Here is a 19,415-nt window from a genome sequence, read left to right as displayed (position 1 = left end):
CGGGGCCGGCGCCGTCCACCGTAGAGCCGCGATCGCGCATCGCGGATGCTCCGTGACCGAGTGTGTCGGCTCAGGCACCGGTGGTCGCCCGCTCCGGCGCGGCCTCGGCGGGGACGTCCTCCGGGTCGATGACGGGCAGGGAGCCCGTGAAGGTGTCCTCGTGCTCGGTGAGCACGGCCAGGGTGCGGCGGGAGCGCACCTCCAGGGCGATCAGCGTCGCAGCGACCATCACCAGTCCCGTGCTCGCCAGCACGATCGCGACCACCATCGGCGCCCGGTACCCCAGGCCGCCGGCGATCACGGCGCCGCCGAGGGCCGCGCCGAGCGCGTTGGCGACGTTGAAGGCGGCGTGGTTCAGCGAGGCGCCGAGCACCTCGGAGCGGTGGGCCACGCGGATCAGCCAGGTCTGCAGCGCCGGCCCGAGGGCGGAGTTGACGACGTTGACGGCGAAGAAGCCGATCAGCAGCGCGACGGGCGAGCCGGGCGCCGCGAGGTACAGACCCACCAGCGCGGCGATGTACAGCGGGAAGCCCACCAGCAGGGTGCCGCGCAGGGAGCGGTCGGTGGTGATGCCGCCCAGCACGTTGCCCAGGGTCATGCCCAGGCCGGCCGCGGCCAGCACCCACGGCACGAAGCCCGCCGAGCCGCCGGCCACGCGGGTGGTGATGTCGGCGACGTAGCTGAACACCGCGAAGCCGCCCGCGAAGCCCACCGCGGCGATGCCCATCACGATCCACAGCTGGAGGCGACGCAGCGCGAGGATCTCGTCGACCGCGCGCCGGCCGGGCACGGCCTCCTGCGGCGGCACGGCCCAGCGCAGGGCGAGCACGGTCGCGACGAAGATCGCGGTGATCACGAGGTACACGGTGCGCCAGCCGGCTGCCTGCCCGAGCGCGGTCATGAGCGGCACCCCGACGAGGTTGGCGACGGTGAGGCCGGACAGCGCCACGGCCACGCCCTTGCCCTGGCTGCCGGGCCCCATCAGGGAGGCGGCCAGCAGCGAGGCGACGCCGAAGTAGGCGCCGTGCGGCAGCCCGGCGAGGAAGCGGGCGGCGACCGTGAGCTCGAAGGTGGGCATGAGCGCGGAGAGCACGGTGCCCACGGCGAGCGCCGCGGCGAGCGCGGTGATCATGCTGGTGCGGCTCCAGCGCACCGAGAGCAGGGCCAGCACCGGCGCGCCGACCACCACGCCGAGCGCGTAGGCGGTGATCAGGTGGCCGGCCTTCGCGATGCCGGCGTCCGGGTCGGTGGCCATCTGGTGGCCCAGCAGGCCCTCGGCGATGCCGGGCAGGAGGCCCATGGTGGCGAACTCGGAGGCGCCGATGCCCACCCCGCCGAGGGCGAGGGCGAGCAGGGCGAGGGTGCGGCGGCGGGCGGGCAGCTCGTGGGGCGCGGCGGGAGCGGCGCCGTCGGGCGGCACGGTCTGGTCGGGGGCGGTGTGCGTCATGGCGGATCCTCGGCGGTTCGGGGGGCGGGTGCGGAGGGCGTCGTCGACCGAGCGGCAAGAATAAGCCAACGCTGTTGCGATACGTCAAGGGGGTCGCGGACCGGAGCCTCGTCACACTCCGTGCGTGCGAGGATGAGCAGGCGAGGAGGACGAGCCGGTGAGGAGCACGACCAGGTGAGAGAGACCGGACCGCTGGACCGCGTGGCGGGCGCCCATGACGCCGCGGTCCTCGCCGTCGCCCGCCGCGGGGAGCCCGTGGCGCGCACCGGCCTGGCGGAGGAACTGCAGGTCACGCCCCAGGCGATCTCGAAGATCCTCGCGCGGCTGATGGAGCGCGGCCTGATGGCCGAGGCGGGGTCCTACTCCGCGGGTCCCGGCAAGCCCACCACCCTGTACCGGATCGTGCCGGGGTCCCGGCGGGCGCTCGGGCTGCACCTCACCCGGTCGCGCGTGCACGGGGTGGTCACCGACCTCACGGGAGAGGTGCTCGAGCGCCGCACCGACGAGATCGATCCCGGCCTGCCCGTGCCCGCGCTCGTCGACGCCCTCGCCGCCTCCGCCCGGGAGCTGGCCGGCCACGGCGAGGGCGAGCTGCTGGGCCTCGGCGTGGGCACGCCCGGCCCGGTGGACCCGGTCGAGGGCGTGCTGCACGGCTCCTCCCCCGCCGACGTCTGGAGCGGCGCCGGGATCCGGGACCTGCTGCTGGCCGCGCTGGACATGCCGGTGCTGGTGGACCACGACTCCCGGGCGGCGCTGGTGGGCGAGAGCTGGTCGCAGCCCGGGCTGCTCGACGACGCGGCGCTGGTGCTGGCGGAGGACGGCCTGGGCGCCGCCCTGCGCCTGGGCGCCGCGATCGTGCACGGAGCCCATGCGCGCGCCGGCGAGGTGGGCCACACCGTGGTGCGGATGGGCGGGCGCCCCTGCCCGTGCGGGCGACGCGGCTGCGCGGAGGCCGAGTTCCTGGGGGCGCTGGCGGAAGGCGACGACGCGGCCGCCGCGGAGGTGCTCGCCACCGTGGTGCTGAACCTGGTGCGCCTGGTGGATGTGGACCGGGTGGTGCTGGGCGGGCGCTCACTCTACACCCACCACGCGGTGATGATGGACACGATCCGCGCGGCGCTCGAGGAGGGTCTGCGCGCCGGGGCGCGGGTGCACGTCGAGGTGCTGCTGTCCACCCGCGGCGTGGATCTCATCGCCGCCGGTGCCGCCTGCGAGGTGCTCGAGCACGAGTACGGCCTGCCCACGGCGCTGGTGGGGCCCGGCGCAGGCTGAGCAGGCGCGAGGCTCGCGCGGAACTGGGACGGGCCGGGCTCAGGCGGGCCGGGCGCCGAAGATCGCCGAGCCCACCCGGACGATGGTCGCGCCCTCCTCGACCGCGATCTCGAGGTCGCCGCTCATCCCCATCGACAGCTCCACCAGCTCCTGGGCGCCGTGCTCGGTGCGCAGGGCGTCCCGCAGGGTGCGCAGGGAGCGCAGCGAGGCGCGCACGGCGTCGGCGTCGGCGGTGTTCGCTCCGATCGTCATGAGACCCACGGGATGCAGCACCGGGCTCCGGCGCAGCCGCTCCACGATCGGCCCCAGCGCCTCGAGCGTGGGGGCGAACCCGCCCTTGGACTCCTCGCCGGAGGTGTTGACCTGCACCAGCACCTGGCGCGTCACGCCGGCCATCTCCGCGCGGCGCTCGAGCGCGTCGGCGATCCCCTCCCGGTCCACGCTGTGGATCGTCTCGGCGAAGGCGACCACGTCGCGGGCCTTGTTCGTCTGCAGGCGGCCGATGAAGTGGCGCGGCACGCCGTCGTCCGCGAGCAGCGGGTGGGAGTGCTTGGCGATCTCCTGGGCACGGTTCTCGCCGACGGCCAGGCGCCGCTCCCGCGCCTGCAGCAGCTCCACCGCCGCGGCGATCTCCGCGGGGGTGCGGGTCTTGGTGGCCAGCAGCACCGTGATCTCCCGGCCGTCGCGGCCCGCCCGCTCCGCGGCGGTGTCGATGCGCGCCAGGACGTCGTCGAGGCGCGCGGCGAGCCGCGCACGGTGCTCAGCGGGCAGAGGGGTCTCGTCGGGAGCAGTCATGGCTCCATTGTGGCCGATCCGGGATGTGGCCGATCCGGGCGACAGCACTGCCGGTGCCCCCAGCGGGACTCGAACCCGCACTGTGCCGCTTTTAAGGCGGCCGCCTCTGCCGATTGGGCTATGGGGGCGCGGCCCGCGGTGCGCGGGACGGCCAGGTCACCCTATGCTGGATCGCATCATGACCGCTGTGATCCGGTCCCTCGCGGACTCCCTGCGACGGTTCGGCGACGACCGGCTCGAGGCCCTGCTCGTCGCCCGACCGGATCTCGCCTCGCCCCTCCCCCGCGGCATCGGCCCGCTCGCCGCGCGGGCGGCCGGCGCCACGTCCGCCCGTCGCGCTCTCGAGGCGCTGACCCTGCCCGAGCTGCACCTGGTGGAGGCGCTCGCCGTCCTCGAGGACGGCTGCTCCCCCGCCGAGCTCGCCGCGGCCGTCTCCTCGGACCCGGCCACCATCGCTCCGGCGCTCGAACGGCTGATCACGCTCGCGGTGGTGTGGGGCGAGGACGAGCTGGTGCTGATCCGTCCCCTCAAGGAGGGGCTGCGCACCCCCGCGGGGCTCGCCGCTCCGGCCGACGACGACCCACCCGCCGCGCAGGCCCGTCGGCGGGTGGAGCACGCCCGGGCCGCCCACGGCGAGGTGCTCGACGCCCTCGCCTGGGGACCCAGCACCGTCACCGGCAGCGGCCGGCTCGCCGCGGACCTCCGGGCCGCCGGGATCGTGGTGACCGACGGGGAGTCGCTGCACCTCCCCCGCCCGATCCAGCTCGCCCTGCGCGGCGGCCGGGTGCGCCGCACCCACGTGGCCCGGCGCCCCGCCCCCGAGGGCCCGGCGGTGAGCGAGCGGATCCCCGGCTCCCGCGACGCCCAGGCGGTGGAGCGCGCCTTCGAGGCGCTGCGCCTGCTGGGCACCGTGCGGAGCTTCGACGAGGACCCGCCCGGGGTGCTGCGCCGCGGCGGCCTGCCCCAGCGGGACCTGCGCCGCCTGGCCGAACGAGCCGGCGCCACGGTGCCGGCGATGGCGACGGCGCTGCAGTCCGGCTGGCAGGCCGGGCTGCTGGGCCATGACGGGCAGGAATGGCACCCCACCGAGGACTGGGACACCCATCGCCTGCTGCCCGCGGAGCGGCGCTGGGCCGAGCTGGTGCTCGCCTGGGCCCGCGGCCATCACCTCGCCGCCGTGGTGGGCACTCCGGACTCCTCGGGCAGCCCGCGCTCCCTGCTCTCGGACCAGACTCGCCGTGACGGGGTGCGCACGCGGCGCGGCAGCCTGCTGCGCGCGCTGCGCACCGCCCCCGGGGTCCAGGCGAGCGAGGACTCGCTGTGCGCCTCTCTGGCCTGGGCGTTCCCGCTGGTCCCAGCCGAGGTGATCCGGGAGGAGGTCGCCGCGCTGTGCACGGAGGGCGAGGTGCTGGGCGTGCTCGCCGCGGGCGCCCTCACGGTGCTCGGCCAGGAGCTGGTGCCCGCCCTGGACGAGGAGATCACCAGCGCCGATGCGCGCCTCGCCGACGCGCTCGCCCAAGCCGCGCCGCCCCCGGTCACCGAGGTGCTGCTGGACGCGGACCTCACCGCCGTGATCCCCGGGCGGCCCGACGAATCCCTGCTGCCGCTGCTGGACTGGACCGAGCCCGTCTCCCGCGGCGGTGCGCTCACCGTGCGGTTCACCGCGGCCTCCGTGCGCCGGGCGCTGGCCGACGGCCGCGACGGGGAGGCGCTGCTGGCCCTGCTCGAGAACAGCTCCCGCGCCCCGGTCCCGCAGGCGCTGACGTATCTGCTGCGGGACGAGCAGCGCCGCCACGGGCGGGTGCAGGTCTCCCGCGCCACGACGGTGCTCACCGCGGAGCCCGAGGTGCTCGACCTGCTGCAGAGCGCCCCCGAGGCCTCCGCCCTCACCCTGCACCGCCTCGCTCCCACGGTGGCGGTGACGCTCTCGGACCCGGGCTTCGCCCTGCAGGTGGCCCGTCGGGCGGGGCTGTCCCCGCAGGCGGTGGGGGCCGACGGCCGCCCGGCCGACGACCAGCTCTCCCACTCGCTGCGGGGCGGCCCCGTCGACCCGGATCTGGTGACGATCGAGGGGCCGGAGCTGCGACTTCCCGCGGCGGAGGCCGTGACCCGGCTCCGTGCGGCCGACGCCGGGCAGACGGAGCTCTCCCTCACCGACCGCCTGCTGGAGGCGATCGCCCAGGAGGCGGAGATCGAGCTGGGCATCGTCGACGGTCGCGGCGGGGTGGTGCGCAAGCGGGTGCTCCCCCTCTCGCTGGAGGGCGGGCGCCTGCGCGCCCGGGAGACGGGTAAGGACGAGGAGCTCACCGTGCTGGTGCACCGGGTGACGCTGGGCTGAGCACGCCGCCGCGCACGCGGCGGAGCACGCCGACGCGCGCCGGAGCACGCGGACGCGGCGCGCCGCGATGGGGAGAGCTCCCCATGGGACCGAGCCCCCCGATCACGATAGGATTCCCGACGCCAGGACACGCGGATCACCAACCGGCCTGGGGCCGCGGCGAACCCACGCCGCGGTGAACGATCATCAGGAAGAAGGGGATTCCCATGACCGCTCCCACCTCGGGCTACGACATCGAGGCCATCAAGAAGAAGGCCCTCATCTGGACCATCGCAGGGTTCCTGTGCGGCGGCATCATCGCCGGCGTGCTCGGCCTGCTCGGCTACCTCAAGGCCGACCAGGAGCCGGAGACCGCCCAGAAGTTCACGAAGTGGGCCATGATCGTCACGATCATCGTCGCGGCCCTCTACGTGCTTCTGATCATCGGCAGCATCGTGCTCGGCGCCCTCGGCGCGGCCTCGGGATACTGAGCAGCACCTCACACGATGGAAGGCCCCGGACCTGATGGTCCGGGGCCTTCCGCGTTCCTCGGTCAGGAGGAGGTCAGGAGCTGATCAGTCCTGCTTCGACTCGCGGCGGTCCTCGGACCACTCCACGTGGAAGGTGCCCTCGGCGTCGACGCGCTTGTAGGTGTGCGCGCCGAAGTAGTCGCGCTGAGCCTGGACCAGGGCGGCCGGGAGGCGCTCCGCACGGACGGCGTCGTAGTAGGACAGGGTCGAGGAGAACACCGGCACCGGGTAGCCGCTCGCGGCGGCGAAGGCCACGATGCGGCGCCAGGCGGGGATGCACTTGGCGATCTCGGTAGTGAAGTACTCGTCGGCCAGCAGCAGCGGCAGCGTCGCGTCGCGCTCGTACGCCTCGGTGATGCGGTTGAGGAAGCGGGCCCGGATGATGCAGCCGCCGCGCCAGATCCGCGCCATCGCGCCGAGGTCGATGTCCCAGCCGAACTCATTCGCCCCGGCGGCGATCTCGTCGAAGCCCTGCGAGTAGGAGACCAGCTTCGCGGCGTACAGCGCCTTCTGCAGGTCGTCGACGAACTGAGCCGGATCGGCGATCTCGAGGGTCTGCGCCTCGGCCGGCAGCACCTTCTTCCCGGCCTCGCGCTGCGGCACGGAACCGGAGGTGGAGCGGGCGAAGGTGGCCTCGGCGATGCCGGTCACCGGCACGCCCAGGTCGAGCGCGGTCTGCACGGTCCAGGCGCCGGTGCCCTTCTGCGCGGCCTGGTCGAGGATGACGTCCACGAACGGCTTGCCGGAGGTGGCGTCGGTGTGGTGGAGCACCTCGGCGGTGATCTCGATGAGGAAGGACTCCAGGTCCCCCTTGTTCCACTCGGCGAAGACGTCCCCGATCTCGGAAGCGCCCTTGCCCAGGGCCTTGGACATGAGGTCGTAAGCCTCGGAGATGACCTGCATGTCGGCGTACTCGATGCCGTTGTGGACCATCTTCACGAAGTGACCCGCACCGTCCGCGCCCACGTGGGTGCAGCAGGGCACGCCGTCCACGTGCGCGGAGATCTTCTCGAACATCGGGCCGAGGCGGTCGTAGGACTCCTTGGTGCCGCCGGGCATGATCGAGGGGCCGTTCAGGGCGCCCTCCTCACCGCCGGAGACGCCGGTGCCCACGAAGTGCAGGCCCTTCTCGCGCAGCGCGGCCTCGCGGCGGCGGGTGTCGCCGAACAGCGCGTTGCCGGCGTCGACGATGATGTCGCCCTCCTCCATGAGGCCGGCGAGCTCGTCGATCACGGCGTCGGTGGGGCCGCCGGCCTTGACCATGATGATCGCGACGCGCGGCTTCTGCAGCGAGGCGACGAAGTCCGCCATGGACTCGGAGGGGTAGAACTCGCCGTCCTCGCCGTGCTCGGCGATGACCGTCTCGGTCTTGCCCACGCTGCGGTTGTGGATGGCGACCTTGAAGCCGTTGCGGGCGAGGTTGCGGGCCAGGTTGGAGCCCATCACCGCCATACCGGTGACGCCGATGTCCGCGACATCGGCGGGGGACGGAGCGAAGTTGGCCATGGGTTCTCCTCAGATCAGGTGACTGTCGAGCCGGGCCGGACCGCCTCGCCGAGGCCAGTCGGCGCAGGGGCGGGGCCCGGTCCATCGCGGACCATCCTAATGAAGTGGCCACTCGAGCGTCCGACCGTGCCAGGGCTTGCCGGGCGGGCCCGTCACCGGCGGGCCCGCCGGGCGCGACGCCGCCCTCCGAACAACCACCACGGATGCCGACGGAGGTCGGATACCGCCGCCCCGTCGGCCCCCCTATCGTGGCCCCGACAGCACCCTGCATCCCGACGGAGAGCATCACCCCATGACCTTCCCCGAGCCCCCGCAGCAGGCCCCGCAGGCCTGGCAGGCGCCGCAGACCCCGCAGGCCCCGCAGGATCCCCCGGCCGCACCCGGGCATCCCGCACGCCCCGCCCCCGGCACGGACCTGGGCGCGGATCTCGGCGCGGCGCTGACCTTCGCGGGCCGGGCCCTGCTGCGGAACTGGCTGCCCTTCCTCGTCGTCGGCCTGCTCTACTCGGCGATCGCGACCGTGCTCGTCGTGGGCGGGATCGCCGCCGGGATCGCCGCCATGCTCCCGATGGCGGAGAGCGCCTCTCCGGGCGACGACGTCCCGCCGCAGGCGATCCTGGTGTTCTACGGGATCGTCACCCTGGCGATCGTGCTGATGGTGCCCTTCATGCTGCTGTGGCAGTCCGGCTCCGCGCGCGCCGCCGAGGTGATCCTGGACGGCGGCCGGCCCACCCTCCGGCAGGCGCTCGTGGGTCCGTTCCGGGTTATCCTCACCGCGCTGCTGGTGGGCGCGATCACCGTCGTGGGCCTCATGCTGCTGTACATCCCGGGCCTGATCGCCGGTGTGCTGCTGATGTTCGCGATCCCGGCGGCGGCCCGCGGCGCCTCGCCGCTCGAGGCGCTGAGGCAGAGCGTCGCCCTGGTGCGCGCGAACCTCGCCACCGCGATCGTCACCTACCTGGTGATCAGCGTGATCGGCTCGCTGGCAGGATTCCTGCTGATCACGGTGATCGCGCTGATCCCGTTCCTGCTCCTGTTCGAGATCGGGATGTTCGAGCGCCTCAGCGGCCGCGAGCTCCCCGAGCCCACTGCCCGGGCCTGAGCCCGAAGCACACCTCCCCGTCCCGACCCCGGAGCCCACCGCCCCCTGGGCGTAGCCTGGAGCGATGACCGACGGCCCCCTGATCGTCCAGAGCGACAAGTCCCTGCTGCTCGAGGTGGACCACCCCTCGGCGCAGGCGGCTCGGATCGCGATCGCCGCCTTCGCGGAGCTCGAGCGCGCCCCGGAGCACGTGCACACCTACCGGATCACCGATCTGGGCCTGTGGAACGCCCGCGCCGCCGGGTACGACGCGGAGACCGTGGTCGCCGCGCTGGTGGACCACTCCCGCTACCCCGTCCCCCACGCGCTGCTGATCGACGTGGCGGACACGATGGACCGCTACGGCCGCCTGCGGCTGCTCGCCGATCCCACGCACGGGCTGGTGCTGCACGCCGTGGACCGCCCGGTGCTCGAGGAGGTGACCCGCTCGAAGCGCATCCAGGGCATGCTCGGCGCACGGATCGACGAGGTCACGGTGGCCGTCCACCCCTCGCAGCGCGGCGCCCTCAAGCAGGCGCTGCTGAAGCTGGGCTGGCCCGCGGAGGACCACGCCGGGTACGTGGACGGCGAGGCGCACCCGATCGCGCTCGCGGAGGACGGCTGGTCCCTGCGCCCCTACCAGGCCGAGGCGGTGGACGGCTTCCGCCACGGCGGCAGCGGCGTGGTGGTGCTGCCCTGCGGGGCGGGCAAGACGCTCGTGGGCGCTGGGGCGATGGCGGCGATGGGGCGCACCACGCTCATCCTCGTCACCAGCACCGTCTCGGCCCGGCAGTGGCGCGACGAGCTGCTGGCCCGCACCACCCTCACCGAGGACGAGATCGGCGAGTACTCCGGCACCACCAAGGAGGTGCGGCCGGTGACGATCGCGACCTACCAGGTGCTCACGATGAAGCGGAAGGGCGTGCACCCGCACCTGGAGCTGATGAGCGCCCGCGACTGGGGCCTGATCGTCTACGACGAGGTGCACCTGCTGCCCGCCCCCGTGTTCCGCATGACGGCGGACCTCCAGGCCCGGCGTCGGCTGGGGCTGACGGCCACGCTGGTGCGCGAGGACGGCCGCGAGGGCGAGGTGTTCTCGCTGATCGGCCCCAAGCGCTACGACGCCCCGTGGAAGGACATCCAGGCCCAGGGCTACATCGCGCCAGCGGTGTGCACCGAGGTGCGCACCACCATGCCCGCCGCGGACAGGATGGCCTACGCGATGGCCGAGAACGCGGACCGGCCGCGGCTGGGTGCCGCCCACCCGGCGAAGGTGGACGTGGTGGAGGCCCTCGCCGCACGGCACCGGGGCGAGCCGATGCTGGTGATCGGCCAGTACCTCGACCAGCTGGAGGAGATCGCCGAGCGCCTGGACGCGGAGCTGCTCACCGGGAGGACCCCGGTGCGCCGCCGGCAGGAGCTGTTCGCCGCGTTCCGGGAGGGACGGATCGACCGCCTGGTGGTCTCGAAGGTCGCGAACTTCTCGATCGACCTGCCGGAGGCCTCGGTGGCGGTGCAGGTCTCCGGCGCCTTCGGCTCCCGGCAGGAGGAGGCGCAGCGCCTGGGCCGCCTGCTGCGCCCCAAGGCCGACGGGCGCTCCGCGCACTTCTACACGGTGGTCATGCGCGACACCCAGGACCAGGACTACGCCGCCCACCGGCAGCGCTTCCTCGCCGAGCAGGGCTACGCCTACTCGATCGTGGACGCGGAGGATCTGCTCCCCTCGGGCCGCGCTGCTGACCCGGGCCAGGCCGGCTGACTAGAGTGGACCGCGCATCCCACCCGTCGCCGCCCCGTCGGCCGCTCTTCCCGAGGAGATCGCCATGACCTCATCGAACGATCCCACCCGCCCCGCCGACGGGGAGCGCACGGAGCGTCCCGCCGGCGCCGCGCAGCACGCCGACGAGCCCGCCGCGCAGCGGCCGTCGGCGCCGGGTTCCGGCACGCCCGCGGGGCGCAGGTCGGGGGCGGAGCCGACGCGCACGGACCCCGCCCCGCCCGCGGACTCCTCCGAGCTCGACCCCGTCGAGGCCGGAGCAAGCCGCTCCGCCGGGCTGTGGATCTCGCTGATCCTCGGTGCGATCGTGCTGGTGCTGCTGCTGATCTTCGTGATCCAGAACAACGTCACCGCCGGGTTCCGGTACTTCTCCGCGGAGTTCGATCTGCCGCTCGGCGTCGCGATGCTGTTCGCGGCGATCGCCGGTGCGCTGGTCATGGCGCTGGTGGGCTCGGTGGCGATGATCCGCATGCGCTGGACCATCCGCAAGCTGCGCAAGCAGCAGGAGAAGGTGCGGCGCGCCTCCCGCTGAGCGCGCCCAGATGACGTCCAGCCGATTCCCACCTCCGAGGAGCACGGTGACCCCATGACTTCGCATGTGGACCAGGACTACGAAGCGCGACTGCTCGTGGTCGACGACGAGCCCAACATCCGCGACCTGCTCGCGACCTCCCTGCGCTTCGCCGGCTTCGAGGTGTTCACCGCCTCCACCGGCAACGAGGCGATCCGCGAGGCCACCGAGAACCAGCCGGACCTGGTGGTGCTCGACGTGATGCTGCCGGACATGGACGGCTTCACCGTGACCCGGCGCCTGCGCGACCGCGGGGAGAAGTACCCGATCCTGTTCCTCACCGCGAAGGACGAGACGCAGGACAAGGTCGCCGGGCTCACCGTGGGCGGCGACGACTACGTCACCAAGCCGTTCAGCCTGGAGGAGGTCGTGGCACGCATCCGGGCGGTGCTGCGCCGCACCCACGGCGGCGCCGAGACCGAGGTGGACAGCTCCCTGGTGGTGGCGGACCTCCGCCTGGACGAGGACTCCCACGAGGTCCATCGCGGGGACGTGAACATCGAGCTGTCCCCCACCGAGTTCAAGCTGCTGCGCTACCTGATGCTCAATGCGGGCCGGGTGGTCTCCAAGACCCAGATTCTCGACCACGTGTGGGACTACGACTGGTCCGGCGAGGTGGGGATCGTGGAGTCCTACATCTCCTACCTGCGTCGCAAGATCGACGTGATCGGTGAGCCGATGATCCACACGAAGCGCGGCATCGGCTACGTGCTGCGGGCCCCCGAAGGCTCCTGAGGTTGGCGCTGCCGAGCCTGCGCACAGAACGGCCCGTGTCCCTGTGGACGCGGATCGTCGCGCTCATCTCCCTGCTGCTGGTGCTCGGCACCGTGGTCACCGGGAGCCTGTCGCTGTTCCTGCTGAACCGCACCCTCATCCAGGCGGTGGACACGAACCTGAAGTCCGGCATGGGCGAGATGCTCACCCTGGCCCGGCACGAGCTGGCCGGTGACGACGACGCCGTCCAGAAGAGCACGTACACGCCGGTGGAGTACGCGGTGGAGATCCGCGACGACGCGGGCCGCCCGATCGAGCAGGCGCTGATCCACTACGGGCCCGGCGAGGTCTCCCTCGACTTCCCCGACCTCAGCGACGAGCAGATCCTGCAGCGCGGCGGGCGGCCGTTCACTGTGCTGGACTCGGCGGAGAACCGCTGGCGCGTGATCGCGATGGTGAACGCCGGCCCGGAGGGCGGCAGCGTGTACGTGGCGCTCCCGCTCACCGGCGTGGACCGCACCATGCACGAGATGGCGCTGATCATCGTGCTGGTGGGCACGCTGGTGGTGCTGGTGGGCATGGGCCTGGGCGGCTACGTGACCCATCGGGCGCTGGAGCCGCTGCGGGACGTGGAGTCCACCGCCTCGCAGATCGCCGGCGGCGATCTCTCGCGCCGCGTCCCCGTCACGGACACCAGCCTCGAGGTGCACGATCTGGCGCTGTCGCTGAACGAGATGCTGGTGCGCATCGAGCAGTCCTTCGCCGCGCAGTCCGCCTCCGAGGAGCGCGCCACCCGCTCCGAGGCGAAGATGCGGCGCTTCGTGGGCGACGCCTCGCACGAGCTGCGCACGCCGCTGGCGGCGATCCGCGGCTTCGGCGAGCTGTACCGCATGGGTGCGCTGCGCTCGGACGAGGACGTCTCCTCGGCGATGCGGCGCATCGAGGACGAGGCGCGCCGCATGGGCTCCCTGGTGGAGAACCTGCTGCGCTTGGCGCGGCTGGACGAGAAGCCGGAGCTGGACCTGGCGCCGGTGGACTTCACCGACGCCCTGTTCGACGCCGCGCAGGATCTGCGCGCCCTGGACCCCGGCCGCCAGGTGATGGTGACCTCGCTGTCCGGCACGCCGCTGTCGGTGCAGCCGCACGTGGCGATCGGGGTGATGGGCGACGAGGCCTCGCTGCGCCAGGTGATCCTCAACCTGGTGGGCAACGCCAGCCGCCACACCCCCAAGGGCTCCCCCGTCGAGCTCGCGGTGGGCTACACGGCGCCGGACAGGGTGCGGATCGAGGTGCGCGACCACGGCGAGGGGATCGACGACGACCAGCGCGAGAAGGTGTTCGAGCGCTTCTACCGCACGGACTCCTCGCGCGTGCGCTCCGCCGGTCAGGGCGGCGGCGCGGGCCTCGGGCTCTCGATCGCGGCCTCCATCGTGGAGCAGCATCGCGGCGCGATCGGGGTGACGGAGACCGCTGGCGGCGGCGCCACCTTCTGGGTGGAGCTGCAGGGCACCGAGCTCGCGCCCGAGCTGGAGGTGGAGCCGGATCAGTTCCGTCCGCTGGGCGGCGGGGCCGACGAGCCCCCGACCGCGCCGGAGGGCCCGTAAGGCGGTGGGCCGGAGAGCGGCGAGCCGGAGGGCGGCGGGCCGGAGGGCGGCGGGCCGGAGGGCCCGTCGGCCGGTGCGTCCATCACCTGACCGGTGAAGCCGGCGCCGGTCGCCGCGCGGCTGAGCGCGTCGAGCCTCTCCAGCATCACCGCGGCGGCCCGTCTGCCCGCCGCATCGTGCGCCTCCAGGCGCGGCGGTCGCTCCGGGTGCTCGCGGGTGAGGCGGAAGGCGCCGGGCTCGTCGGGCAGGGGCTCGGCGTGACCGAGCGGACCCACCACCAGATCGCGCGGCACCGGGTGCAGGCCGAGCGCGGCGGCGTGGGCGGCGGTGCGGGCGGCCCGGGCGGCGGGCCGGTCGCGCAGCTTCACCCTCAGCCCCGAGGCGAGGAGGATCCGCGTGAGCTCGCCGTCGGCGACGAATCGCGCCCCGGCCTCGGCGAGCGACTCCCGGGCGGAGTCGGGCCAGTCGTAGTGGTCGAGGTCGAAGGCGCGCGGCGGGAGACCGGCGCGCGAGGCGAGCTCGTGCAGCTCCTCGAGCGAGGTGTCGGAGATCAGGTGGCCCCACAGCATGCCGTGCCGGGGCCAGCGCGGGGTGTCGGCGTAGACGGTCATCGGCGCTGTGCACTTCCCGTGGTGGCCCGGGGCGGTGTGGCCTGGGACGGCGCGGCGCGGGCCGGCAGGGAGCCCCCGAGCCCGCGCAGCAGCGCCTCGCCCGGGCCCCGTCGGCCGCGGCGGCGCAGCCAGACGGCCGCGGGGATCATCGCCAGCCAGCCCAGCACCATGATCCCGGCCGTGCCGGCGCTGCCCAGGTGCGCGCCGAGGTCGAGGGTGTACGGCGGGAACAGCGCCAGGTAGAGCAGGGACTGGGCCAGGTACGCGGTGAGCGAGACCGCGCCGAGCGCCTCGATGCCGTCGAGGGCGGTGCGGAGCGCCGCGGTCCGCGGGGAGGGGCGCCGCTCTCCTCCCCCGGTCACCGCCCGTTCCGCCCGCGTCCACTCCGCCAGCAGCGCGGCACCCGCCGCGAGGCCCAGCGCCCCGGCGAGGCCCGAGTACTGGTGCAGCACCCCCATCACCCCGAGGGCGACGGTGTTGTCCAGGTGCTGGTGCGCGGGGTCCAGCAGCAGCACCGCGGCCAGGGGGAGCGCACCGAGCAGACCCATGAGCAGACCCCAGCGGCACAGCGGCACCAGCAGGTCGCGGTTCTCCTCCACCCGCTCCAGCAGGTGGATCCGGGCGGCGACCGCACCCATCGCCATCGGCGCGAGCAGCCCGATGTCGGAGAGCAGCACGAGAGCGGTGTCGGTGAGAGCGCCGTCGGCGCGCAGCGCGAGCGAGTCGAGGTAGGTGGGGGCCGACGCCGCCGCGTAGCCGTCGCGACCGGTCAGGCCGATGGTGCCGTCCACCCAGCCCCACACTCCGAGCGCCGGCAGGGTGACGACTCCGGCCAGCGGCAGCGCGATCCGGCCCCGGGGGATCAGCAGCACCAGCAGCATGCCCATGATCGCGTACGCCACCAGGATGTCCCCGCTGAACAGCAGGATCGTGTGGAGCAGGCCGATGCCGAGCAGCACCAGATGGCGCCGGCCCATCCGGGCGAGGAAGCGCCGCGCGGGCTCGCCGCGGGCGCGGGAGCGGCGGTGCAGGATCCCGATCCCGTAGCCGAACAGCAGCGCGAACAGGGGGAAGCCGCGGTTGTCGACCAGCAGCGCGAGGAGCACGTCGACCAGCCGGTCCGCCCCGGTGCCGTCCTGCTGCTTGCACAGCACGGTCCACTCCCGTCCGTGCAGCCAGCCCACCATGTTCGCCAGCGCGATGCCCAGCAGCGAGAGCCCGCGGGCGAGGTCGGGGCCGGCGGCGCGCCGGGCGAGCGGGAGGGAGGTCATGCCCGTGCCCGCAGCGTGCGGGGATGCTCTTCGCGACCGAGGGGGCAGGTGGTCATACGTGACATGCTCCCACAGCGTGCCGGTCAGGCGCGGCGCACCCAGCGGCGATGCGCGAGCACGAGGGCGAGCGCTCCCCCTCCGAGGGTGACGAGCAGGGTCAGGATCTGGCCCAGGCGGGCCTCGAGCAGGAGCCCGGTGCCGCTCAGCGCGTCGGCGTCGTCGAGCACGGGCAGTCCATGCGCCGCCGAGGCGACGGCGACGGACACGCCGAACAGGACGGTCGCCACGAGGCAGACCCCGAGGAACGTGGCCATGGCGCGGAGCTTCCCGACGCGCTCACCGACGCGGAAGGCGCTGCCTCCCACGAGCGCATGCGCCCACAGCAGCGCCCCGCTCCAGAGCCCGATGTCCACGAGATGGTCCATCAGGCCCATCGCCGTCGGCGCGGAGAACGAGAACGGTCGGCCGTCGACGCTCGCCCAGTGCCGTTCCTCCGGCGGCCACTGCGCAAGGAGGATCACGGCGGCCGCTCCGAGCGCGAGCACGAGCTGGGAGACGCAGACCATCAGCGTGCGCGCACGCACCGCGTCGGCACGGGAGATGCCGAGGGCGCTGCGCTGAAGACGGCCGTCGTCCGTGCCGTCCTCGGCGAGCGTGGCCGGCATCCAGGCCGCGAGGAGAATCGCGATCCAGCCGAGGCGGATGTCGGTGACCGCGGCGATCACGGCGATCGCCACGGCGAGGAGTGCGTAGAGCAGGATCCTGTCACGGTGGTGGATCCATTCGAGTCCGAGCGCCCGTCGCGCCGGGGTCGAGGGGCGCTTCCGGGTGGCGGTCAGGGCACTGCCGGTCATCGGGAGGCCTCCCGGAGGGTGAAGGTGAGGACGTCCTGGAGCGTGGGACGACGCAGGTCCACGATGCTCGGCAGCCCTACGGCGTCCTCGGCGCGCATCAGGCCCTCGAGTCGGTCGCCGCTGCGTCGGGCTCCCCGCAGCTCGGCGGTGTGCGAGGCAGCGGCCTCCACGGTGGCCATCAGGTGGTCCTCGATCAGGTCGAGCGCGCCACCCTCGAGCACCACGCGGCCGTCATGGAGCAGCACGATGTGGTCGACGAATCGGTCCATCCCGCCGAGGTCGTGGGTGGACAGCAGGATCGTGCGATCCGCGCCGTCAGCGAGATGCTCGCGCAGCTCCTCGACCACCTCGGTGCGGGCCAGGGGATCGAGATGGGCGAAGGGCTCGTCGAGCAGCAGCAGGGTGGGATGCATGCCGAGGGCGACGGCGACCAGCAGGCGGCTGCGCTGTCCGGCGGAGAGGCGGCGCAGCGGCGCCGACGGAGCGATGCCCGCGCGGCGCAGGAGCCTGCCGACGAGGCGCGCGTCGTACTCGGGCTCGACGGCGCACTGGGCGAGCACGAGATCGTCGGCGGTCCAGTGCGCGGGCTGGAACGGGGAGTCGGGCACGACGCCGACGCCGGCGGGGAGGGCATCCTCGGCCCCGCCGAGCGGAACACCTTCGACCGCGATGTCCCCTGTGCTCGGTGCGTAGGCGCCGCTGAGGGTGCGCAGCAGCGTGGTCTTCCCAGCACCGTTGGTTCCGACCAGTGCGGTGACCTGGCCGCGAGGCACCTCGAAGGAGTCGTCCCGCAGCACCCGGCACGACGGACGGGTCCGACGCCGCGGGTCCGGGAGGTGGACGTCGAGCCCGCGCACCGAGACCGCCGCGGGCGTGCTCTGGAGCGTGCTCATCGGGTCACCGCCCGGGATGTGGAGTCGAGCTCGCGGATCCAGCGGCGGGTCCGTGCACGCAGTCCGAGCAGGAGCAGGAGCGCTGCCACGACGAGGACGGCCGCCGTCACCGGGGTCCCGAGGGTGCCGTCCCAGGGGTCGACGTTCAGCACGATCATCATGAGCAGAAGGGGTATCGAGAGCAGCACTCCTGCCACGAAGTACGTCAGGACGCTCAGCACGGCAACACTGCGACCGGGTCGGCGCCTCGTGCAGTCCCCGCCCACCGCCATGCCGGTGGCCAGCAGGACCACCGTCGAGAACAGCGTCCCGGCGAGCACGATCCAGAGCTGGGAGCCGGAGGGGTCACCGCTGAAGGAGAACGGCGCCGCACCGCCGGCCGTCTCCCTTCCCAGCAGGACGGAGACAGCGGCGCTCGCGGCGACGGTGAGGATCACCGCGGCCTGCTCGGCGAGGACCACCACCACGCGGCCGCGCACCCTGTCCGCCCGGCTGAGGCCGAGGCTCGCCCGCAGCTCGTCGCGCTCGATGGTGTCGGCACGTCCGTAGCGGTACCAGGCGAGCGCAGCCCACAGGGTGAGCACCCCCGCGAACCGGTCGGTGGAGATCGACGCCCAGAGCAGCACAGCGGCGCAGGCGATGAGTGTGGTGGCCACGCGGCCCGCATTCAGCCGCAGCTCGGTACGCACCGCGAGCCCCACGCGCCTCTCCTCGGCGGGTGACACCTCGGTGGGCGACGCGGTCGGGTGGTGGGTGCGAGTCGGGGTCATCGTGCAGTCCTCCTCTCAGCTGCGGCGTCGTCGCGCGCGGCGCGCAGCAGGTGGGTGACGATCTCGCTCACGTCCGGACGGCGCAGCGTGGCGGTGGTGGGCAGGCCGACGGCGTCATCGACGGCGACCAGTGCAGAGGTCCCCGCGCCCGTGGTCGTCGGCCCCACCAGAGAGGCCTCGAGCTCCGTCGTCACCTCGGAGTCGATCGCGCACAGCAGGAACTCGTCGCGCAGTGACTCGACGTCGCCGCTGACCACGTCGACGCCCCGGGAGACCATCACGAGCTGGTCGGCGAAGCGCTCCATGCCCTCGAGGTCATGGGTGGCGATCAGCAGCGTGCGGTCCTCCCCCGCCATGAAGCACCGCAGGACGTCGACGAGCTCGGTGCGCGCGAGCGGGTCGAGATGCGCGAAGGGCTCATCGAGGATCAGCAGCCGCGGATCCTGCGCGAGGGCCGAGGCCAGTCCGAGCTGGGTGGCCTGCCCCTGGGACAGCCGGTTCACCTCCTGCTCGCGCGGGATCCCGAAGGCGGTCAGGAGCTCCTCGAACCAGGTGACGTCGAAGCCGGGGACCGCGTCCTTCCGCATGCGCGCTATGTGCCGCGAGGTCCAGCGGCGCGGATGGGCGGAGATCCCCGGGAGACTCGCCACACCCTGCGGGGGCCGGACGCGGGCGGGGCCCAGCGCCGTGCCGAGCACCTCGATGGATCCCGCCGAGAAGGGGTGCGCACCGGTGACGGCTCGCAGGGTGGTGGTCTTCCCGGCGCCGTTGGCACCGACCATCACAGTGACCTGGCCGGTGGGGACCGTGAGGTCCAGGCCCCGCACCACCGGGAGCGGCCCGGCAAAGGGTTTCGCGGCGGAGGGGACGCGCACCTCCAGCCCGCGCACGATGACAGCGTGCGATCGGTTCTCGCTCATCGCTCCTCCTCGAGCCGCTGGGTGAAGCGACGGCTCAGCTCGTGGTCCTGGATCCCTGCGGTGCGGGCGGCGCGCACCGCCGCGTCGAACGCCTCGTCGATCTGCAGCAGTGCCCGTTCGCGCAGCTGGTCGGCGTCCTGGGCGCGCACGAACACGCCTTTGCCGCGCACCGCGTCGACCAGCCCGTCGGCGACCAGCTCGTTGTACGCACGCGTGGTGGTGATGACGCTGACCCGCAGGTCACGGGCGAGAGCGCGGATCGAGGGAAGGGCTTCCCCCGGCGCGAGGTCCCCGCGGAGGATGGCCGCAGCGATGCCCTCGCGGATCTGCTCGTAGAAGGGTGCGGAGGCGGAGGGGTCGATCGGGATGTGCATCGGGTTCGCGCCCCCTCACTGCCCTCGTCGACGTGGTTCTACTGTCTATAGACAGCATAGACAGTACCGGAGACGGGACGTCAACAGGGCGGGCGCCGCGAGATGCGC

Annotated in this window: 18 protein-coding genes and 1 tRNA gene; 8 read left to right on the top strand and 11 right to left on the bottom strand. The window is 73.5% G+C overall.

What is annotated here, in order from left to right; genetic code table 11:
• Positions 1–70: 70 nt before the first annotated feature.
• Positions 71–1,447: an MFS transporter gene (locus DWV08_RS01345; protein WP_115412151.1), complete on the bottom strand. Its 1,377-nt coding sequence runs from the start codon at positions 1,445–1,447 to the stop codon at positions 71–73.
• Positions 1,448–1,621: 174 nt separating this feature from the next.
• Here DWV08_RS01345 and DWV08_RS01340 point away from each other — a divergent pair, with 174 nt between their 5' ends.
• On the top strand, positions 1,622–2,719 hold the full coding sequence (locus DWV08_RS01340; protein ID WP_241237279.1) for an ROK family transcriptional regulator: 1,098 nt from the start codon (positions 1,622–1,624) through the stop codon (positions 2,717–2,719).
• A gap of 39 nt (positions 2,720–2,758) precedes the next feature.
• Here the strand turns inward: DWV08_RS01340 and DWV08_RS01335 are convergent, their stop codons facing one another.
• The gene (locus tag DWV08_RS01335) at positions 2,759–3,514 is read right to left on the bottom strand and encodes a YggS family pyridoxal phosphate-dependent enzyme (RefSeq protein ID WP_115412149.1); all 756 of its coding nucleotides are present in this window, start codon (positions 3,512–3,514) and stop codon (positions 2,759–2,761) included.
• Positions 3,515–3,568: 54 nt separating this feature from the next.
• Positions 3,569–3,642 (bottom strand) — tRNA-Leu (locus DWV08_RS01330).
• 50 nt (positions 3,643–3,692) lie between these two features.
• Here DWV08_RS01330 and DWV08_RS01325 point away from each other — a divergent pair.
• Together DWV08_RS01325 and DWV08_RS01320 are read left to right on the top strand one after the other, a co-directional pair.
• Positions 3,693–5,852 (top strand): helicase-associated domain-containing protein, encoded by a 2,160-nt coding sequence (locus tag DWV08_RS01325; RefSeq protein ID WP_115414859.1) that lies wholly within the window; start codon positions 3,693–3,695, stop codon positions 5,850–5,852.
• A 206-nt stretch (positions 5,853–6,058) separates the two neighbouring features.
• Positions 6,059–6,322, top strand: coding sequence for a hypothetical protein (locus DWV08_RS01320; protein ID WP_115412148.1), 264 nt, complete (start codon positions 6,059–6,061; stop codon positions 6,320–6,322).
• An 84-nt stretch (positions 6,323–6,406) separates the two neighbouring features.
• Here the strand turns inward: DWV08_RS01320 and gndA are convergent, their stop codons facing one another.
• A complete protein-coding gene (gene gndA / locus DWV08_RS01315) occupies positions 6,407–7,867 on the bottom strand; it encodes an NADP-dependent phosphogluconate dehydrogenase (RefSeq protein WP_115412147.1) in 1,461 nt (486 codons plus the stop codon).
• A 292-nt stretch (positions 7,868–8,159) separates the two neighbouring features.
• Between gndA and DWV08_RS01310 the strand changes: the two genes are divergently transcribed.
• From DWV08_RS01310 to DWV08_RS01290, 5 genes are all read left to right on the top strand, one after another.
• Positions 8,160–8,969 carry a hypothetical protein gene (locus DWV08_RS01310; protein ID WP_162801467.1) on the top strand — a complete coding sequence of 270 codons (810 nt, stop codon included), beginning with the start codon at positions 8,160–8,162 and terminating at the stop codon, positions 8,967–8,969.
• Between the two features lie 64 nt (positions 8,970–9,033).
• Positions 9,034–10,707 (top strand): DNA repair helicase XPB, encoded by a 1,674-nt coding sequence (locus DWV08_RS01305; RefSeq protein ID WP_115412146.1) that lies wholly within the window; start codon positions 9,034–9,036, stop codon positions 10,705–10,707.
• 64 nt (positions 10,708–10,771) lie between these two features.
• Positions 10,772–11,257, top strand: coding sequence for a LapA family protein (locus DWV08_RS01300; protein ID WP_115412145.1), 486 nt, complete (start codon positions 10,772–10,774; stop codon positions 11,255–11,257).
• A 54-nt stretch (positions 11,258–11,311) separates the two neighbouring features.
• On the top strand, positions 11,312–12,031 hold the full coding sequence (locus DWV08_RS01295; protein ID WP_115412144.1) for a response regulator transcription factor: 720 nt from the start codon (positions 11,312–11,314) through the stop codon (positions 12,029–12,031).
• A gap of 35 nt (positions 12,032–12,066) precedes the next feature.
• Positions 12,067–13,614, top strand: a complete 1,548-nt coding sequence (locus DWV08_RS01290; protein ID WP_241237278.1) for a sensor histidine kinase — start codon at positions 12,067–12,069, stop codon at positions 13,612–13,614.
• Here DWV08_RS01290 and DWV08_RS01285 read toward each other — a convergent pair.
• From DWV08_RS01285 to DWV08_RS01255, 7 genes are all read right to left on the bottom strand, one after another.
• A complete protein-coding gene (locus DWV08_RS01285; RefSeq protein WP_115412142.1) occupies positions 13,554–14,225 on the bottom strand; it encodes a DUF4031 domain-containing protein in 672 nt (223 codons plus the stop codon). The genes DWV08_RS01290 and DWV08_RS01285 overlap by 61 nt on opposite strands.
• Entirely contained in the window at positions 14,222–15,496 is a 1,275-nt protein-coding gene (locus DWV08_RS01280) for a DUF418 domain-containing protein (RefSeq protein WP_115412141.1), read from the bottom strand. The genes DWV08_RS01285 and DWV08_RS01280 overlap by 4 nt, the downstream gene beginning before the upstream one ends.
• Before the next feature lie 83 nt (positions 15,497–15,579).
• The gene (locus tag DWV08_RS01275) at positions 15,580–16,350 is read right to left on the bottom strand and encodes a hypothetical protein (protein WP_115412140.1); all 771 of its coding nucleotides are present in this window, start codon (positions 16,348–16,350) and stop codon (positions 15,580–15,582) included.
• Positions 16,347–17,243, bottom strand: a complete 897-nt coding sequence (locus DWV08_RS01270) for an ATP-binding cassette domain-containing protein (protein WP_115412139.1) — start codon at positions 17,241–17,243, stop codon at positions 16,347–16,349. Before DWV08_RS01270 ends, DWV08_RS01275 begins: the two co-directional genes overlap by 4 nt.
• Positions 17,240–18,013: a hypothetical protein gene (locus tag DWV08_RS01265; protein WP_115412138.1), complete on the bottom strand. Its 774-nt coding sequence runs from the start codon at positions 18,011–18,013 to the stop codon at positions 17,240–17,242. The genes DWV08_RS01270 and DWV08_RS01265 overlap by 4 nt, the downstream gene beginning before the upstream one ends.
• The gene (locus tag DWV08_RS01260; RefSeq protein WP_115412137.1) at positions 18,010–18,933 is read right to left on the bottom strand and encodes an ATP-binding cassette domain-containing protein; all 924 of its coding nucleotides are present in this window, start codon (positions 18,931–18,933) and stop codon (positions 18,010–18,012) included. Before DWV08_RS01260 ends, DWV08_RS01265 begins: the two co-directional genes overlap by 4 nt.
• Positions 18,930–19,307, bottom strand: coding sequence for a GntR family transcriptional regulator (locus DWV08_RS01255; protein WP_115412136.1), 378 nt, complete (start codon positions 19,305–19,307; stop codon positions 18,930–18,932). The genes DWV08_RS01260 and DWV08_RS01255 overlap by 4 nt, the downstream gene beginning before the upstream one ends.
• Between the last annotated feature and the right edge of the window lie 108 nt (positions 19,308–19,415).

Origin of the sequence: Brachybacterium saurashtrense (assembly GCF_003355475.1) — a bacterium.
In the GTDB taxonomy this organism is placed as follows: domain Bacteria; phylum Actinomycetota; class Actinomycetes; order Actinomycetales; family Dermabacteraceae; genus Brachybacterium; species Brachybacterium saurashtrense.
This window is presented reverse-complemented; position numbering and strand designations above follow the sequence as displayed.

Coding starts and splice junctions, on each gene's coding strand:
- DWV08_RS01345 (WP_115412151.1), bottom strand. CDS start 1,447: ATGACGCACACCGCCCCCGACCAGACCGTGCCGCCCGACGGCGCCGCT.
- DWV08_RS01335 (WP_115412149.1), bottom strand. CDS start 3,514: ATGACTGCTCCCGACGAGACCCCTCTGCCCGCTGAGCACCGTGCGCGG.
- DWV08_RS01325 (WP_115414859.1), top strand. CDS start 3,693: ATGACCGCTGTGATCCGGTCCCTCGCGGACTCCCTGCGACGGTTCGGC.
- DWV08_RS01320 (WP_115412148.1), top strand. CDS start 6,059: ATGACCGCTCCCACCTCGGGCTACGACATCGAGGCCATCAAGAAGAAG.
- gndA (WP_115412147.1), bottom strand. CDS start 7,867: ATGGCCAACTTCGCTCCGTCCCCCGCCGATGTCGCGGACATCGGCGTC.
- DWV08_RS01310 (WP_162801467.1), top strand. CDS start 8,160: ATGACCTTCCCCGAGCCCCCGCAGCAGGCCCCGCAGGCCTGGCAGGCG.
- DWV08_RS01305 (WP_115412146.1), top strand. CDS start 9,034: ATGACCGACGGCCCCCTGATCGTCCAGAGCGACAAGTCCCTGCTGCTC.
- DWV08_RS01300 (WP_115412145.1), top strand. CDS start 10,772: ATGACCTCATCGAACGATCCCACCCGCCCCGCCGACGGGGAGCGCACG.
- DWV08_RS01295 (WP_115412144.1), top strand. CDS start 11,312: ATGACTTCGCATGTGGACCAGGACTACGAAGCGCGACTGCTCGTGGTC.
- DWV08_RS01285 (WP_115412142.1), bottom strand. CDS start 14,225: ATGACCGTCTACGCCGACACCCCGCGCTGGCCCCGGCACGGCATGCTG.
- DWV08_RS01280 (WP_115412141.1), bottom strand. CDS start 15,496: ATGACCTCCCTCCCGCTCGCCCGGCGCGCCGCCGGCCCCGACCTCGCC.
- DWV08_RS01275 (WP_115412140.1), bottom strand. CDS start 16,350: ATGACCGGCAGTGCCCTGACCGCCACCCGGAAGCGCCCCTCGACCCCG.
- DWV08_RS01270 (WP_115412139.1), bottom strand. CDS start 17,243: ATGAGCACGCTCCAGAGCACGCCCGCGGCGGTCTCGGTGCGCGGGCTC.
- DWV08_RS01265 (WP_115412138.1), bottom strand. CDS start 18,013: ATGACCCCGACTCGCACCCACCACCCGACCGCGTCGCCCACCGAGGTG.
- DWV08_RS01260 (WP_115412137.1), bottom strand. CDS start 18,933: ATGAGCGAGAACCGATCGCACGCTGTCATCGTGCGCGGGCTGGAGGTG.
- DWV08_RS01255 (WP_115412136.1), bottom strand. CDS start 19,307: ATGCACATCCCGATCGACCCCTCCGCCTCCGCACCCTTCTACGAGCAG.